This window comes from Pseudoalteromonas sp. ABE4_541, assembly GCF_056312285.1.
The window spans coordinates 68,663-86,750 of the sequence record NZ_JBSVEM010000015.1 but is presented as its reverse complement, the minus strand read 5'-3'; the positions used below and the strand labels follow the sequence as shown (position 1 = coordinate 86,750).

Below are 18,088 nucleotides of genomic sequence, written 5' to 3'. Positions count from 1 at the left end.
TTGTTATCATTGGCTGTTGAGGTCGCACTGCTTCCTATTGGCAACAATCGCAAACTAACGCTTGCTAAATGCCTAAATTTAAAATAATGCCCTATCATACCAGACTCAGCGAGCGTGCAAACCATTGAAGTGAAATCAACCAGTTTTTACTGTCAATTAAGTTTCATAGCGTAAACATTTTTGCTAGTTCTAACTCAATTGCAGATATGCACTTTCCTTTAGCAGGTACTAAGCTAGAATTAGATATGGGTATTGTCAGAACAAATTCAAGGGAGGTGATAAAACTTCTGTTGTATTAATCACAGCGCTATAATCTGGGTAATAATCAAATATAGGTTTGAATGTATGGCAAAAAACCGTTATGACCCAAAACAGATCAATGAGTTAATGGGGAAGTGGTCGGATAAACTCAATGCTTACGGTGAAAAGTCACAAAAAATGGCCAAACTACAGCAGTGTTTAGAAAATGCCATCGGGCCTGTTTTGAGTAAAAAGTCACGTGTTGCCAACTATAGAGATGGCACTCTTGTGATTGAAGCTGCCTCAGCCACACTAGCAACACGCTTAAATTATTTAAAAATGGAGATATTATCTCAGTTTAGACAAGCTGGAATGGTTGACTGCGCGCAGGTTAAAATAACCACAAACCCAGATGCACAACAACGACTAGCAAAACCCAGTGTAATAAATAATAAAGAAAGCTCGTCCAGCGACAAACGCCAGATGAGCACTCAAACAGCACTCCAATTGCAAGAACTCGCTAAAAATGCCCCCCCAAGTTTGCAAGCAAAATTACTTAAATTGGCTACCCATGCACAAAACAAAGACAAAAAAAATGACGCATAATCGCGTCATTTCTTTTTATTCTCTTTCTCTCAAGCTGTAGCGATTGCCATACCCGGAGCAGGCATCGCAACAGGCTCATCAAATGTAGCCCATTCCCATGCAGATTCTGTCGCCATAATCTGGCGAAGTAACTTGTTGTTTAAGCCATGACCTGACTTGTAGCATGTGATCTTGCCCAAAATATTGTGGCCAGCCATAAACATGTCGCCAACACAATCAAGAATTTTGTGTTTTACAAACTCGTCATCATAACGCAAACCGTTAGGATTCAGTACTTTGTAGTCATCTAAAACAACTGCATTGTCCATGCTACCGCCAAGAGCAAGGTTATTGGCATGCATATACTCGATGTCTTTCATAAAACCAAAGGTGCGCGCACGACTGATCTCTTCAGTAAAACTCTGAGCTGTAATGTCTAAACCAATACGTTGGCGGCTATCATTAATTGCAGGGTGGTCAAAAGCAATTTCAAAGTCGATGTGAAAACCATCATAAGGCTCGATTTCCGCCCATTTGTCACCATCTTCAACACGTACTTTTTCTTTGATACGAATAAAGCGTTTTGCGACGTTTTGCTCTTTAATTCCGCCTTTTTGTAATAAATAAATGAATGGTAATGCACTCCCATCCATAATTGGCACCTCAGCACTGTCTAACTCAACAATTAAGTTATCAATACCCATCGCAGCAACCGCCGCAATTAAGTGCTCAGTAGTCGATAGACGGATACCGTCTTTATTGGTTAAACACGTACACAACTGGGTATCACCCACAGCTTCTGGTGTAGTTTCAAAATCAACTACAGGTTCAAGATCTACACGACGAAACACAACACCTGTGTTTTCACTCGCTGGTCGGAGAGTGATTGTGACCTTTTCACCTTTATGAAGCCCAACACCGGTCGCTTTTACAACTTCGGCAATTGTACGTTGTCTAATCATAGCTTCGCCCACTTTTATTACACATAGACGGCGGATTGTATCACAGATACGACCACCTGCCAATTGTTTATTTTATAGTCAGTGTTAATCTGACTGCTTACGCAAAAATGCTGGGATATCGAAATAATTGTCTTTTTCTTTATCTGCATCTTTACCCATTGTTTTAGCGCTCTCAGCGGCGCTATTATGCTCACTTGCTGAAGAGGTTTGTGCACTGCTCGGCTCTTCTACACCAGAGTCTGATTGTGGCTGCGTAAAGCTTGGTACAAACATACCTGGAGACTGAGTAGAGCCTGTGCTTGCAGTAGCGCCAGTGTCTGAACCAACCACCTTCTTAAAGCCATTGTCCACAATACCAAATTGCGGGCGACGCTCTCCACCCAAGCCAGTTGCAACCACTGTTACACGTAGCTCGTCACTCATTTCTGGGTCAATTACCGCACCAACCACAACAGTTGCATTTTCTGATGCTAACGCCTTCACATGGTTACCTACGATTTCGAATTCTTCGATAGTAATGTCCATGCCAGCCGTTATGTTAACTAGGATACCTTTAGCACCAGTTAAATCGACATCTTCTAACAACGGACTGGAAATTGCGGCTTCCGCGGCTTCTTGAGCACGGTCAGGACCAGACGCTGATGCAGTTCCCATCATTGCCGTGCCCATCGCAGACATAACCGTTCTTACGTCTGCAAAGTCAACGTTGATCAAACCTGAACGCGTGATCAATTCAGCAATACCTTGCACTGCCCCGTAAAGTACATCATTCGCTTTAGCAAACGCGTCTAGCAGTGTAGTCCCCTTGCCTAAAACTTTAAGTAATTTATTGTTAGGAATCGTGATCAATGAGTCTACAATTTCTGACAATTCGCTGATCCCTTGATCCGCTGCAGCCATACGCTTCTTACCTTCAAGGTCGAATGGGCGTGTTACCACCGCAACGGTCAAAATACCTAACTCTTTCGCAACACGAGCGACCACTGGAGCAGCACCAGTACCGGTTCCACCGCCCATACCTGCGGCAATAAACACCATATCAGCACCATCAAGTGCTGTCTTTATAGTCTCAATGTCTTCTTCAGCCGATTTACGACCCACCTCAGGGTTAGCGCCAGCGCCTAAACCAGAGGTTATCTGTGTACCGAGTTGCACCGTGACATCGGCAGAGGACTTGCGTAAAGCCTGTGCATCAGTGTTTGCTGCAATAAAGCGAACACCTTCGATTTCTTGTTTCACCATGTGTTCAACGGCATTACCACCACCGCCACCAACACCGATGACTTTAATTACAGCTTCTTCGCTGTGTTGTTCCATAATATCAAACATCTTCACTCTCCGACTTGAGCTTAAAACTCACCTTGGAACCACTTTGTTACTCGGCTCCACCAACTTCCTTCCGACTCTACTTTCGACTTCTGTGCATTCATCGATTGCAAAGTTCGGCCATATTGTAACAAACCTACCGCAGTTGCATATGCAGGATCGTCAACATAATCAGTTAAACCTGTCACACCAATGGGTTTACCAATGCGCACAGGCATTTGACAAATATCTTCGGCAACTTCTAGCGCCCCTGTCATTTTCGCACTGCCGCCTGTGATCACAAGCCCTGCAGCTATTTGGTCTTCAAAACCTGAGCGGCGAATCTCTTCAAGTGCCAACTCTAATAATTCTCTAAATCGTGGCTCTACAACCTCAGACAGTGTATGACGCGACATCAACCGTGCCGGACGCCCACCCACACTTGGCACCTCAATTGTCTCTTCATTACTCGCCATTTGGCTGCTCGCACACGCATATTGTACCTTGAGCGATTCAGCATGAGAGATAGGCGTTCTGAAAATTTTTGCAATATCGCCTGTTACTTGATTTCCTGCAACAGGTATGACCGCCGAATGACGTAACGCCCCATTAAGATAAATAGCAATATCCATGGTGCCACCACCAATATCGAGTACCGCTACCCCCAACTCTTTTTCATCTTCAGTCAAAACCGAATAACAAGATGCTAGCGCACTGAATGTCAGCTGATCGACTTGCAGACCACAACGCTCTACACACTTTTCGATATTTTTTGCCATATCGTTTGAGCACGTAATAATGTGTGCTTTAGCTTCCATGCGAACACCACTCATGCCTAATGGGTTCTTGATCCCTTCTTGCATGTCGATGCTGTATTCTTGAGGCAGTGAGTGCAACATTTTGCGCTCTGCTGATATGGGTACCGACCGAGCAATATGGATCACATTGGCGATATCATCATCACTGACTTCAGCATTATTAATCGCGACAACACCACTTTCATTTTGGCACTGAATATGTTTACCTGAAATCCCCAAGTACACGGAACTAATACGGCAATCGGCCATAAGCTCCGCTTCATCTACAGCACGGCGGATCGACTCTGAAACAAGGTTCAGGTCATTTACTCCACCTTTATCCATACCATGAGAAACTTGATTACCCACACCTACAATACTCAGCTGATTATCTGCGGTGATCTCACCGACAGTCGCCACAACTTTGGAGGTGCCGACATCTAATCCAATCACTAAATTTCTTTCTGCTGACTTAGTCATGCTTCACTCTTACTTTTTTGTTCTTGTTCTTGCGGCTGCTTCCAGCTTACCGCAAGGCCAGTATCATAGCGCAGGTCTATCACATCAATGATGGCACCATCAGGACGCACCATTTTTGGATAAACATCAATAAACCTCTGTACTCGTTTGCCTATTTTGGCTCGACCTAAATTAAGGCGAATACCATTATCTAGCCATAGCTGCCAAGCAAAGCGCTCCGACAATGCCAAACTCACTAACTTAAAGTGATTGACGCCGAGCATGTCTTTAAATTGCAAAAATGTTTGCCAAGCTTCTCGCTCACTGCCTTCTGGGCCATATAACTGTGGCAACCCTTCGGGAAGCAGGTCACTTTGAGCCTGAAATACTTGACCTTGCTGGTTTAGCAATAAATCACTGTTCCAGATCGCAACAGGCTGATGTTCTACAACATAAACCTGTAACTGATCCGGCCATTGCTTGCGTACCGAAACATGTGCAACCCACGGCAAGTCATATACTTTTTCGTGAACCGACTGCACATCCAGTTCAAAATAGCTGCTCAAGTCAACTTTTTTAATGGCCGCAATAATATCTTTTTCTTTGGTGTAGTAAGGCTTGCCTAGCACAGTTAACTGCTTAATTTGCGCATCTTTATGCTCAACCAGCCAATCACTCACCCAAAATGCGCCTTTAACTAACGACAGCACAACACAAATGAAAAAACTCACACCTAAAATCAGCGACCAATTAAGACGCTGGTTTAATTGTTGAGCCTTTTCAAAAAATGCACGCATCTTAAAGGGTTTGCTCCAAAATGCGAACAACTAATTGTTCAAAACTTATGCCTTTTGCTTTCGCGGCCATTGGCACCAAGGATTTTTCTGTCATGCCTGGGACAGTATTCACTTCAAGTAAATAAAACTGACCATTTTCATCTTGCATTGCATCTACACGACCCCAACCTTTAGCCCCAACTAACTCAAATGCATGTTTAGCCATTACTTGTAGCTGCTCAGTGTAAACCGCTGAAATATCGGCAGGACAAAAATACTGTGTACTGTTGACTTGGTACTTAGCCTCATAATCATAAAAACCACGTGGGGTTTTCATTTCTATAACAGGCAGCGCATCGTCACCCAACATAGCAACGGTAAACTCCCTTCCCGTGATCCACTGCTCAACAAGTACTTGGTCGTCAAACTTAAACGCGTCATTTAACGCTTCTGTAAGTTCTTGAGCATTAGTTGCTTTTGCCATCCCGATGCTTGAACCTTCATGAGAAGGTTTTACCATCACATTTCCAAGTTCATTGATAATGGCATGGGCATTAAAACCCGCATGCGCGTTCACGACCGCATAAGCAGCCGTACTGAGTTTGGCACTTTGGAATAGATGCTTACAACGTACTTTGTCCATCGCTAGGGCGCTACCTAGCACCCCACTGCCGGTATATGGCAGCCCCATATACTCTAGCGCGCCTTGAATAGTGCCATCTTCACCACCACGACCATGTAAAGCAATAAATACACGCTCTACATTTAAGCTTTTCAACTCCCACAAATTCCGCTCTGCGGGATCAAAAGCAATGGCATCAACCCCTGCTTTCAATAACCCTTTTAGTACGGCGGCCCCTGATTTCAGTGAAACTTCACGCTCTGCAGAGCTGCCACCAAGTAAAACTGCTACTTTTCCAAACGTGCTCATACGCCACCTTGTTGCAAAGCTGCTATCGACATTTTCGTTGCAGCCAGTTGTTTAACAATTTGCCCAATGTTGCCAGCGCCCTGGGTAATCACTAAATCATTGTCTTGGAGTGTTTCAGCTAACACAGCTGATAGCTCATCATTGTTCGCAACATGAATGGGTTCGATACCTCTTTTTCTCAAGCTGCGACACAAGCTCTTACTATCAGCCCCCACAATTGGCGTTTCACCTGCACTATAAACATCTAATAAAATAAGTTGATCAACTTCTGCTAGCACTTTAATAAAATCTTCATACAAATCGCGTGTTCGCGTATATCGATGTGGCTGATATATCATGACTAGGCGCTTATCTTGCCAGCCTGAACGGGCCGCCTGAATGGTGACTGACACTTCTGACGGATGATGACCATAATCATCCACCAACATCACACTGCCGCGCTCATTTTCAAACTCTCCATAATGTTGAAAACGTCGGCCAATCCCTTCAAATTGTTCTAATGCAGCTAAAATTGATGCATTATCAATATGGTGATCCTTTGCGACCGCGATTGCGGCGGTTGCATTTAAAGCATTGTGCTTGCCAGGCATGTTGAGTTTGACTTTTATCGCTTCACCAGATTTATGCAGCACAGTAAACTCACTGCTATTTACAGTCTGTTTGAAATCTTGCAGTCGATAATCCGCCTGCTCTGACTCACCGTAAGTGATTGTTGGACGAGCAAATCGAGGGATCAACTCCGCAGCGACAGGCGAATCAATACACACCACTGCAAGGCCGTAAAACGGTAAGTTATGAATAAAATCGACGTAAGTGTCTTTCATTTTTTCGAAATCACCATCGTACGTATCCATATGGTCCGCTTCAATATTAGTGACCACCGAAACCATCGGCTGCAAATGCAAAAACGATGCATCACTCTCATCAGCTTCCGCAATCAATACATCACCTGTGCCCAACTTGGCGTTTGTACCCGCACTATTCAAAAGGCCGCCAATCACAAAGGTAGGGTCTAAATTCGCTTGCGCAAAAATACTCGCAATCAAACTCGTTGTTGTGGTTTTCCCATGGGTACCAGCAATTGCAATTCCATGCCTAAAACGCATCAATTCAGCTAACATCTCGGCACGACGAACGATGGGAATACGTGCCGCTTTAGCCGCCTTTATTTCAGGGTTTTGTTCATCAATAGCGCTTGAAACTACAACCACATTGGCATCTTTTATATTATTTTCATGATGACCAATAAATACTTCCGCGCCTGCTTTTAGTAAACGCTCTGTCATCGCATTTTGTGCAATATCAGATCCTGTTATACGATAACCTTCAAATGCTAATACTTCAGCAATGCCGCCCATACCAGCGCCACCAATTCCGATAAAGTGAATTGTGTTAATTCTTCTCATGGCTCGACGATTATTGGTTTCTTTCACACGCTACTCTTTCATCTTTCAAATTCATGTTGGCGAACAAACTTGCTCACACACTTTCGCTACTTCAAAAGTAGCCTCTAACCTCGCCTTCTGTTTTGCTCGTTCAGCAAGGTTTTTTATCAATGATGGTTGCTTTAAATAAGGCAAAAGTTGTTCACAAATACTTTGCTCATTAAAGTTGTTTTGTGCCAGTAATAATGCCGCATTTGTGTCTACCAAATAAGACGCATTGGCTGTTTGATGATCATCCACAGCATGGGGATAAGGTACAAATAGTGCCATTTTTCCGGCCGCGGCAATCTCACTCACAGTTAAAGCACCGGCTCTGCAAATAACAATATCGGCCCAATCATAGGCCGCATCCATATTGTCAATAAACTCTGTCACTTCAGCTTTGAACCCTAACTTTTCATAGCTCTCTTGCACAGTGGCACTTTGTCCCTTTCCACTTTGATGCTTTACCAACAAAGGCAATACAGCTTCTTGCTGCAATCTAGCAACAGCAGTTGGCAGTATGTCATTGAGCACTTTCGCCCCTAACGAACCTCCCACCACTAAACAATTGATGGTTTGTGTCGCTTCTTTTGGCAAAATACCTGCAACCGAATGCCTGATAGGGTTACCAACGACTTGCACTCTGTCATTGTCAAACGCGCTTGGAAATGCTGCCAACACGCGATTAGCGATTTTTGCCAATAATTTATTGCTTAAACCCGCGACAGCATTTTGTTCATGGATCACCAAAGGTACGCCCATCAACTTTGCAGCGATGCCGACGGGGCCAGTTACATAGCCCCCCATCGCAAGTACTACATTAGGACGCCTTTCTCTGATCACCTTTCTCGCATCCACAATGGCTTGGATCACCATAAATGGGGCTTTTAATAAACGCTTTAAGCCATTGCCTCGCACGCCTTGTACATTGATATAGTCGATTTCAATGTCATGCTTAGGTACAACTTGCGCTTCCATACGGTCAGACGTGCCAACCCATGAAACCTGCCAGCCTTGCGCTTTTAGCTCATTAGCTACCGCAATACCTGGGAAAATATGTCCGCCAGTGCCTCCAGCAACCACAAGTAATCGCTTATTCATCGCTTTCCACCTCTTGATGTTGCTTGTTTAGTTGCCATTTTTGTTTCAAAGTCAACCCTTTGTAATACACCTGCTGCTACAACCATAACCAATAAGCTTGAGCCACCATAAGATACAAACGGGAGGGTTAGGCCTTTTGTCGGCAATATCCCTGCGCTGGCACCAATATTAACCATGGTTTGAAACGCAAACCAAATACCAATCGCTAAGGCAAAATACCCTTCGTACTCTTTGCCATGTTTTAGTGCTTTTTGGCCAATCAATAACGCTCTAAATACCAAGGTTGCAAGAAGCACGATAATGCTCACAACACCAATAAAACCTAACTCTTCAGCAATAACGGCAAAAATAAAATCATTGTGCGCTTCTGGTAGATATTGTAATTTTTGCACACTATTACCCAAACCTTGACCTAGCCAACCCCCTTGTCCATAAGCCATCAGTGATTGCACTAGCTGGTAGCCTTTGCCGAATGGATCATCCCAAGGCTCCAAAAAACCCACAACCCGAGCCATGCGGTACGGCTCGAAAATAATCAACAAAACCACTAACAAAGCACCAGTTAAGATCAATGCAAAAAACTGCCAAAGCTTCGCCCCAGCCAAAAATAACAGGCCGACGGTAGTAACGAACATCACCACCACTGTGCCTAAATCCGGTTGCATTAAAATTAAAAATGCATAAACCGCGAATACCGCGATAGGTTTAGCAAAGCCTTTCAAGTTTTCTTGTACTTCTTCTCGTTTTCGAACCAAGTAACCTGCGATATAGCTAAAGAAAAACAGCTTTGCTAGCTCAGCAGCTTGGATGCCAACAGGTCCTACAGGGATCCAACGCTTTGAACCATTCACCTCTCGACCAATAAGCAGTACAAGTACCAATAAACCAAGCCCAAGTAATAAAAGATAAGGGTTGCAACGCTTCCACCATGCCATAGGGGCACTCGTACTTATCCAAAAAAGTACAAACCCCATACATAAAAAGGCAGCATGTCGAATACTGATATGGTACGGGTTATTAAATAAACGCTCCGCCACCGGCATGGAGGCACTTGTCACCATGACAAACCCAACGCCCAACAAGCACAACATCGCATATAACAAAGGTACATCATACAATGCGTTTGATTGCTCTAAGCGAAAATTGAAACGAAGCTGAGATAGTGCCATTACTGAGTTACCTCATTCACTAAACGGCAAAACTCTTCTCCACGGGCCATGTAATTTGGGTACATATCAATACTGGCACACGCTGGCGCAAGCAAAATGCAATCTCCGTTATCTGCTATTGCTTGAGCTTGCTTCAACGCGTCTTCCAACGTGGCAACCAGGTGGCTATTACGGTGTAGCGACAAGAACAGGGAGCCATCCTGACCAAAGCCATAAATTGCTTTACAGTATTGGCGCATAGGCTCAGCAAGAGGTGTTAGGTCTGCGCCTTTGGCATCCCCCCCGACGATAAGAATAATTTTACCTGATGTGGAAGCTAAACTTTCTAATGCAGCAACCGTTGCCCCCACATTGGTCGCTTTGGAGTCATTAAAGTATTTAATACCATGATAATCAGCAACAAGCTGACAACGATGCGCAAGACCAGAAAATTGCTCAAAGGCCTTTTTAAAAACAGCATTGGCAATGTCAAATGGCGCTAAAAGCGCCATCACCGCAAGCGCATTAAATTGGTTATGTGTTCCTTGCAATCTCATACAAGAGGCATGTACTTTTGGCACGCCAAATGCGCTGAAATAGTGTTCACCTTTGTGTGACAATAACTGATAATCTGCATTATTTAACGCTACGCTCACGCCTTTTTTATCACAATGAAAGGTATTTTCATCTTGGGCGTTATAAACCAAATGCTCCGTATGCCGATAAATACGCTGCTTTGCAGCACAGTAAGCTGCAAAATCAGGATATCTATCCATATGATCTTCAGTCACATTAAGGATCATTGCGCTGGTGCAGTGTAAACTGTGTGTCGTCTCCAATTGAAAGCTAGATAGCTCAAGTACAAATACATCATAGTCCTGCTCAAGCAAATCCAATGCAGCCGTACCAATATTACCTCCAACCCCCACTTTCATACCTGCTTCGCTTAGTACGTTGGCCGCTAAAGTAACCACGGTCGACTTGCCGTTGGAGCCCGTTACAGCCACAATTGGTTTGTCGGTTAAACGGGCAAATAGTTCAATGTCACCAATGACTTCAACCCCATCCGCAATGGCCTTAGCAACCGTTACCTCATACAACGCAATACCAGGGCTGATAATGATCATATCGGCGCTAGATAAGCTTGCTTGGGCAAGCGGACCAAAGACAGCCTCACAGTTTGGTTCATTATCAGCGAGCCACTGTGCGCCCGGCGGCGCAACGCGACTATCCACGACACGCGGGACAATATTATGCGACAGTAAAAAACGCACAATGCCCAAACCGGTTACCCCAAGTCCAAGCACTGTTATTTTCTTGTTTTTAAGCGTATCTAAATACTGCATTTATCTGATCTTCAAAGTCGCGAGCCCTGCAAGCACCAAGACAATTGAGATAATCCAAAAACGCACAATCACGCGCGGCTCCGGCCAACCTTTAAGTTCATAGTGATGATGAATAGGCGCCATTCTGAAAATTCGCTGCCCACGCAGTTTATATGAACCTACTTGTAAAATAACTGACAAGGCTTCCATCACAAAGACACCACCCATGATCAACAGCACGAGCTCTTGACGTACAAGGATAGCGATGATGCCAAGTGCACCACCCAATGCGAGTGATCCCACATCCCCCATGAAAACTTGCGCTGGATAGGTGTTAAACCATAAAAATCCAAGTCCTGCACCAACTATTGCTGTACAAACAACCACTAACTCGCTGGCTAAAGGTAAATGCGGAATATGTAGGTAGCTAGAAAAGTTCACGTTACCAGTTAGGTAAGCAATGATTGCTAAAGCGGATGCAACCAAAATAGTTGGCACGATTGCGAGTCCATCCAAACCATCGGTTAAATTAACCGCATTTGAGGTACCCACAATCACGAAATAACACATCACTAAGTAAAATAATCCCAATTGTGGTAAAACATCTTTCAAAAATGGCACCACAAGCGTTGTTTCAGCAGCGGAGTGAGAAGTAAAGTACATAAAGCTTGCAACCGAGATTGCAATCACAGATTGCCAAAAGTACTTCCACCTGGCAATAAGGCCCTTACTGTCTTTACGGATCACTTTGCGGTAATCATCCACAAACCCCACAATGCCCAAGCTACCAATAACAAATAAAGTCACCCAAACATATTTGTTATCAAGGTCGCCCCACATGAGTGTGCTGGTGAAAATTGATGCCAAAATCAATAATCCCCCCATCGTTGGCGTGCCCGACTTAGACAAATGCGATTGTGGTCCATCGTCACGTACTGTTTGCCCTATCTGCATACGCTGCAATGCCAAAATTAATTTGGGACCAAAATATAATGAAATAAACAGTGCTGTTAATATGCCCAATATCGCCCTGAGTGTGAGATACGAAAAAACATTAAAGCCGCTATAGTACTGTGTTAAGTATTCCGCTAACCAAACTAACATGCTGAGGCCTCATCAGTGCCCGAGTTACGGCCACTGCTTATTAAATCTTGAACGATTAATTCCATACGTGAGCTGCGGGAGCCCTTTACTAACACAGTACATACCCCGTTCTGCGCTTTAATCATTTGCTTAAGCTCACTCAATAGATGCTCACGTGTTGAAAAGTGTCTGTTTGCTTGTCCAAACACGTCACTGGCGTCTCGGCTTAATACACCGAGAGAAAAAAGTGTATCTATACCTTTTTGCTTGGCATATTCACCTACTTCAATGTGATATTCTCTCGCCTGTTCACCCAGCTCGCCCATATCACCTAACGCTAAAATTCGATACCCCGGCATGTTCGTTAACAAGTCAATACCCGCCTTCACCGATCGAACATTCGCATTGTATGTATCATCGATGACATTTAGAGACGCGTTGACTTTGACAAGATTCACACGCCCTTTGACCGGAGTCATGTTTTCCAAGCCTAACGCAACATCTTGCAATGATGCGCCGAGTTCTGAGGTCAAAGCTGCGGCAATAACCGCATTCGTCACATTGTGCTCTCCTGGCAAAGCTAGGTTTACCAATACTCGCTCTTTTGCTGTACATAAAGTGAAGTTTGCATGTGCGGTTTCGCTTAAACGAACATCTTCAGCCCAAACATCGAGCTTTGATGACATGGAAAAGCACTTGCTGCGCACATCATGTAAACTGGTACGCCACATATCGACAAATTCACAGTCGCAGTTCAGTACTGCAACCCCCCCACTTTTCAAACCAGAGAAAATCTCCCCTTTGGCTTGACCGACACCTTCAATTGAGCCAAAACCTTCAATATGCGCTGGTGCTACATTACACACAACAGCCACATCGGGGCTAGTTAGCGCTGTGGTATAAGCAATTTCACCAATGTGATTTGCTCCCAATTCAATCACCGCATATTCATCGTCTTCGGCCAGGCGAAGTAAAGTGAGCGGCACGCCAATATCATTGTTGAAGTTACCGTTTGTTGCCAGTACTTTACCTTTGCGCGCTAAAATAGCAGCGCACATTTCTTTAACAGTGGTTTTACCTACGCTACCTGTGATGGCAATGGTTTTAGGCGCTACTTTATCCATCACCGCTTTGCCTAATGTGCCGAGCGCCAAACGGGTATCTTTCACCACAAATTGTGTAATATCACACGCAACAGGTGTATCAACAATCGCCGCAATCGCGCCTTTTTCTTTGGCCTGCTCAACAAACTCATGACCGTTAAAATTAGGTCCTCTCAACGCCAAAAACACCTCGTTGTTTTTTATTGTTCGAGTGTCGGTGTTGATATTGGCGACAGCCAAATTTTCCCCATTTAGAGGAGTATCAAGTACTGCTGCAAGCCAAGCTAAATCTACTTTGATCATGCACTTTTCTCCTGCAAAACTTTTTCAACCCATTGCCTATCGCAAAAAGGTAAACGTTTATCTCCAATTATTTGATAGTCTTCGTGCCCTTTGCCGGCAATCAGCACAACACCACTTTTTGGCGCGTGCTCAATTGCATAACGAATAGCATCGGCTCTATCAATTTTACATACAGCATACTCAGGGTTGCTGAGTCCAGCCTTAACGTCATCGATTATTGCTTGTGGATCTTCACTACGCGGGTTATCACTGGTGACAACCAATTTATCGGCATTTTGCTCCGCTGCTCTTGCCATTAAAGGACGCTTACCTTTGTCCCGGTCACCACCACAGCCAAACACACAAACCACATTTCCGGGGACGTGTTGCTGCAAGGCTTGTAATGCCAACTCCAGAGCTTCCGGTGTATGGGCATAATCAACAATACAAGTCGGCAAATTGGGCGCACTGAAAGGCTGCATGCGTCCCGCAACGGGCTTTAATTGACCTATTGCCTCTAGTAAACGTGAGAGGGAGTAACCTTGCGCAAGCAAGGTCGCTAATGCCGCGGCAATATTATAAAGGTTGAATAAGCCATAAAGCGGTGCTTTTAACTTCCCCTCCCCCCAGCTCGATAGAATATTGGCCTGAATACCTTGCGCGTCAAAGCGTACCTCATCAAACCAAACATATTGCTTGAACTTGTGTGAATTTGGTTTTTGTCCATACACTACTAGACCATCAAATTCATGCTGTTGTAACCACTGCTGAGCCACTTTATCATCGACATTGAGTACGCTAAATGCAGGCTTGTGCTCAGTAAACAGTTTCAATTTAGCTTTTGCGTACTCAGTCATATCACCGTGATAATCAAGGTGATCGCGAGATAAGTTAGTGAATACGCCAACATCAAATTTGGTCGCATGTAAACGACCTTGTACCAGACCATGCGACGACACCTCCATCGCCACTAGCTCATTTTTACCCGCAAGTTCAGCTAAGATCCTTTGTAAATCCACGTTAGAAGGTGTGGTGTTGGCAAGTGGTGTCAGCTGTTCTGGTTGGCCATAGCCCAATGTGCCAATCACCGCTGATGGCGTATCGCACAGCTGCGCTAGATTGGCGATCATTGCGGTTGTCGTCGACTTACCATTGGTGCCTGTCACGCCTATCACAGACAATTTTTCACTCGGGTGTTGGTAAAAATCATTCGCAATAGCGGCAATATTTTGCTGTAAATTTGGTACTTTGATCACAGGCACTGAATCAAGTCTTACCGTGCTATTAACGTCAACTAAGATACATTGTGCCCCTTTTTCTGCTGCATTTGTTGCAAACAACTCACCATTTTGCACATGACCTTGCAAAGCGACAAAAGCATCCCCAGGCATTACAACTCGGCTATCCAAGCGCAAATTTGATACCTCTAAAGCATCACAAATTACGCCATATTTGCCCAAAACTTGGCTAATATCACAGGTCATTACTTTGCTCCGAGATATAAGCAACGCGTGTTTTATCTGGTGCAACATTTAAAATACGTAGTGCGTTTGACATAATTTCTGCAAAAGCAGGGCCCGATGTTTGGCCGCCGTAATAAACATCTTCACCGGGTTCATTAACCATTACAACAACTGCTAAGCGAGGGTTGCTTATGGGCGCGACGCCAGCAAAATACCCAACATATTCATCACCATAGCCACCCGCGACCGCTTTTTTGGAGGTCCCCGTCTTACCCGCTGCACGATAGCCATCAACTTTGACATTATCTGCGGTTCCTCCTTTTTCAAACACGGATTCCATCATTTTAACCACAGCACGAACGTCTTCCTCTTTGAACACTCGCTCACCTTCTGGAACAGATGTTTGCTTTAAAATCGTCAATGGACGCTGAACGCCACCAGAACCCAAGGTTGCATAAAAGCGAGCAATTTGCGCTGTGCTTGCTGAGACAGCATAACCATAGGCTAAAGTCGCTATTTCAAAGTCTGACCAGCGGCGGTTAGGATAAAACAAGCCACTACTTTCACCGACCATCATGGTGCCGGTTTCTTCACCAAAGCCCACTTTTTGATACAACCCCACCATATAGTCTTTGGGTAGCATTTGACTGATTTTTGCCACTCCCATATTACTGGAAACCTTCAGGATCTCTCTTAGGCTCATTTCACCGTGATTGCGTGTATCTTGCACCAAACTACCACCTAAGCGCATCCAACCGGGATATGTATCAACAACGTCATCAGCCTTGATAGCGCCGAAGTCGAGCCCAGCCAAAACAGCCAATGGTTTTAAAGTCGATCCCGGCTCAAACAAGTCCGTAATAGCTCGATTTCTGCGTTTATAAGGCGCTGCATCACTCATATCGTTCGGATTAAAGCTTGGGCTATTGACCATCGCCAATACTTCACCCGTTTTGACATCAACCACCATGGCAGAACCAGAAGTCGCTTTATAACTGAGTACCGCACTTTTAAGTGCTTTATAAGCAATCGCCTGAATACGCAGATCTATACTCAGCTCTATATTCTCAGGTTCAACACGTTGCTCTTCTGATAACACTTGGATTTCACGGCCTTGCGCATCTTTACGGATGGTACGTTTGCCTTCAGTTCCGGTCAGCGCTTTGTCAAATAACCTTTCAACACCTTCAATGCCCTGACCATCAATATTGGTAAAGCCAAGAATGTGTGCTGTGACTTCACCGCTGGGGTAAAAGCGCTTAGACTCGTCTAGTAAATGAATTCCCGGCAAACGTAGCTGGCGAATATAATTTGCAACTGCAGGCGTGACTTGGCGTTTTAAATAGACAAAGCGCCGTGTTGTATCATCTCGTAAACGCGAGTCAACTTCTTCATTTTTTATTTGCAACACATCGGCAAGCTCTCGCCAACGTAGCTCGTTGTCGTACCAAGCTTGCTTACGGCGGATCATTTCTGATTCGTTTTGCGCTAAAGTTTTATGATCTTCACCATTTTTACGGGCCGCTTTGATAACTTTTTTGCCAATCGATTTATCCAAAGCAAGCGGATCAGCATAAACACTCACCACAGGGACGCTTACTGCTAACTCTTTGCCATTTCGATCAAAGATCATCCCTCGCTGGACTTTGAGCTTTTCTACCCGCACCGTACGTTTGGCGTTTTCTTCTCGCGCTTTATCAGGTTCAATGACTTGCAAATACGCCGCTCTGGCCATTAAGGTGATAAATACCATCACCAATAACGTACATACCAAAGCAAAACGCCAAGTGATTAAGCTAGTTACTGTTTTGACCTTGCTCATGGCACCACCACCACTTGTTCATCTTTGCTCGTTGGGCGTTTCATACTCAATTGTGTTTTTGCTATCTCTTCAATGCGAGAGTGCTGTGAGTAAAACTCTTCTTCCACCAACAAGTACCGCCACTCGAGATCTAGTTCATCTCGCTGCTGTAGCAACTCATCTTGCGCAATTAATTGCTGCCTTGTTAAATGCGTCACCTGCACAACCGCCAGCGCGGAACCAAAAATCAACAACAGCAAAAACAAGGTCAGCTTATTAGCAAGCAAACCTTGTAAAATTTCCACAAATAATTTGGGTTGTCGATCTACTGGCTTATTCATCAGAGTTTTTGCGCCACCCTGAGTACTGAGCTTCTTGCTCTTGGGTTTTCAGTGATTTCTTCAGCGCTAGGTTTGATGGCTTTACCCACTGCCTTTAACGTCAGATTTTGTTTAAGTTGTGCGTCCGTTAAAGGCAGACCTCTGGGTATCGCCTCTCCCTTACTCTGTTTTTTGATGAACTGTTTCACGATTCTATCTTCTAAAGAGTGAAACGAGATCACCACCAAACGACCACCAGGTTTAAGTACCTCCAGTGATGCTTGCAATGCTGTTTGAATTTCTTCTAATTCGCTATTGATATAAATGCGTATAGCTTGGAAGGTGCGCGTTGCTGGATGTTTATGCTTATCCTTTACAGGTACTGCCTCATCGACTAAATCAGCCAATTGTTTGGTTGTCGTAATGGGTGTATGCACTCGCGTTTCAATGATTTTATGTGCAATACGGCGACCAAACTTTTCTTCTCCGTACTTTTTAATCACAAAGGTAATATCTTCTAAATCAGCCTCAGCTAACCACTCGGCTGCGCTGCGCCCAGACGTAGGGTCCATACGCATGTCTAATGGGCCATCGTGCATAAAACTAAAGCCACGCTGCGCATCATCTAGCTGAGGAGAAGACACACCAATATCCAGCAAAATACCGTCTACTTTACCTAATAAACCCGCTTGGGTTGCTACATCTTTGATGTTTGAAAAGCGAGAATGCGCAATCGAAAAACGTTGATCATCAGCGAATTTTTTGGCAGCTTCAATTGCTTGCGGATCTTGGTCAATTGCTTGCAAACGACCTTCTTCGCCTAAGCGTGATAAAATCTGCCCTGAGTGACCACCTCGGCCAAATGTGCCATCTATGTATATGCCTTGCTCTTTAATGGCGAGCGCGTCTAGCGTTTCTGCCATCAGCACTGACACATGTTGAAATTGTGCAGTCATGCTCAAAATTAGCCTTTTCTTTTA

At 44.4% G+C, this 18,088-nt stretch carries 16 protein-coding genes; 1 reads left to right on the top strand and 15 read right to left on the bottom strand.

Annotation, left to right across the window (positions count from 1 at the left end; genetic code table 11):
* The first annotated feature begins 345 nt into the window (after window positions 1–345).
* Window positions 346–846, top strand: coding sequence for a DUF721 domain-containing protein (locus ACW689_RS14930; RefSeq protein ID WP_476292747.1), 501 nt, complete (start codon window positions 346–348; stop codon window positions 844–846).
* Window positions 847–875: 29 nt separating this feature from the next.
* Here ACW689_RS14930 and lpxC read toward each other — a convergent pair whose 3' ends face one another.
* From lpxC to rsmH, 15 genes are all read right to left on the bottom strand, one after another.
* Window positions 876–1,787, bottom strand: coding sequence for a UDP-3-O-acyl-N-acetylglucosamine deacetylase (lpxC, locus tag ACW689_RS14925; RefSeq protein WP_476292746.1), 912 nt, complete (start codon window positions 1,785–1,787; stop codon window positions 876–878).
* A gap of 84 nt (window positions 1,788–1,871) precedes the next feature.
* The gene (ftsZ, locus tag ACW689_RS14920; RefSeq protein WP_476292745.1) at window positions 1,872–3,116 is read right to left on the bottom strand and encodes a cell division protein FtsZ; all 1,245 of its coding nucleotides are present in this window, start codon (window positions 3,114–3,116) and stop codon (window positions 1,872–1,874) included.
* Between the two features lie 20 nt (window positions 3,117–3,136).
* Window positions 3,137–4,369 (bottom strand): cell division protein FtsA, encoded by a 1,233-nt coding sequence (gene ftsA / locus ACW689_RS14915; protein WP_476292744.1) that lies wholly within the window; start codon window positions 4,367–4,369, stop codon window positions 3,137–3,139.
* The gene (locus ACW689_RS14910; protein WP_476292743.1) at window positions 4,366–5,145 is read right to left on the bottom strand and encodes a cell division protein FtsQ/DivIB; all 780 of its coding nucleotides are present in this window, start codon (window positions 5,143–5,145) and stop codon (window positions 4,366–4,368) included. Before ACW689_RS14910 ends, ftsA begins: the two co-directional genes overlap by 4 nt.
* A 1-nt stretch (window position 5,146) precedes the next feature.
* Entirely contained in the window at window positions 5,147–6,055 is a 909-nt protein-coding gene (locus tag ACW689_RS14905; RefSeq protein ID WP_476292742.1) for a D-alanine--D-alanine ligase, read from the bottom strand.
* A complete protein-coding gene (gene murC, locus ACW689_RS14900; RefSeq protein ID WP_476292784.1) occupies window positions 6,052–7,461 on the bottom strand; it encodes a UDP-N-acetylmuramate--L-alanine ligase in 1,410 nt (469 codons plus the stop codon). Before murC ends, ACW689_RS14905 begins: the two co-directional genes overlap by 4 nt.
* Before the next feature lie 51 nt (window positions 7,462–7,512).
* Entirely contained in the window at window positions 7,513–8,583 is a 1,071-nt protein-coding gene (murG, locus tag ACW689_RS14895) for an undecaprenyldiphospho-muramoylpentapeptide beta-N-acetylglucosaminyltransferase (RefSeq protein WP_476292741.1), read from the bottom strand.
* The gene (gene ftsW, locus ACW689_RS14890) at window positions 8,580–9,752 is read right to left on the bottom strand and encodes a cell division protein FtsW (RefSeq protein ID WP_476292740.1); all 1,173 of its coding nucleotides are present in this window, start codon (window positions 9,750–9,752) and stop codon (window positions 8,580–8,582) included. Before ftsW ends, murG begins: the two co-directional genes overlap by 4 nt.
* A complete protein-coding gene (gene murD / locus ACW689_RS14885; protein ID WP_476292738.1) occupies window positions 9,752–11,077 on the bottom strand; it encodes a UDP-N-acetylmuramoyl-L-alanine--D-glutamate ligase in 1,326 nt (441 codons plus the stop codon). The genes ftsW and murD overlap by 1 nt, the downstream gene beginning before the upstream one ends.
* The gene (gene mraY / locus ACW689_RS14880; protein ID WP_476292736.1) at window positions 11,078–12,160 is read right to left on the bottom strand and encodes a phospho-N-acetylmuramoyl-pentapeptide-transferase; all 1,083 of its coding nucleotides are present in this window, start codon (window positions 12,158–12,160) and stop codon (window positions 11,078–11,080) included.
* The gene (locus tag ACW689_RS14875) at window positions 12,154–13,545 is read right to left on the bottom strand and encodes a UDP-N-acetylmuramoyl-tripeptide--D-alanyl-D-alanine ligase (protein ID WP_476292734.1); all 1,392 of its coding nucleotides are present in this window, start codon (window positions 13,543–13,545) and stop codon (window positions 12,154–12,156) included. Before ACW689_RS14875 ends, mraY begins: the two co-directional genes overlap by 7 nt.
* Window positions 13,542–15,008, bottom strand: a complete 1,467-nt coding sequence (gene murE / locus ACW689_RS14870) for a UDP-N-acetylmuramoyl-L-alanyl-D-glutamate--2,6-diaminopimelate ligase (RefSeq protein WP_476292732.1) — start codon at window positions 15,006–15,008, stop codon at window positions 13,542–13,544. Before murE ends, ACW689_RS14875 begins: the two co-directional genes overlap by 4 nt.
* Window positions 14,998–16,809, bottom strand: coding sequence for a penicillin-binding transpeptidase domain-containing protein (locus ACW689_RS14865; RefSeq protein WP_476292730.1), 1,812 nt, complete (start codon window positions 16,807–16,809; stop codon window positions 14,998–15,000). Before ACW689_RS14865 ends, murE begins: the two co-directional genes overlap by 11 nt.
* Window positions 16,806–17,129 (bottom strand): cell division protein FtsL, encoded by a 324-nt coding sequence (gene ftsL / locus ACW689_RS14860; protein WP_476292728.1) that lies wholly within the window; start codon window positions 17,127–17,129, stop codon window positions 16,806–16,808. Before ftsL ends, ACW689_RS14865 begins: the two co-directional genes overlap by 4 nt.
* Window positions 17,129–18,064 (bottom strand): 16S rRNA (cytosine(1402)-N(4))-methyltransferase RsmH, encoded by a 936-nt coding sequence (rsmH, locus tag ACW689_RS14855; protein WP_476292726.1) that lies wholly within the window; start codon window positions 18,062–18,064, stop codon window positions 17,129–17,131. The genes ftsL and rsmH overlap by 1 nt, the downstream gene beginning before the upstream one ends.
* Window positions 18,065–18,088: the final 24 nt, after the last annotated feature.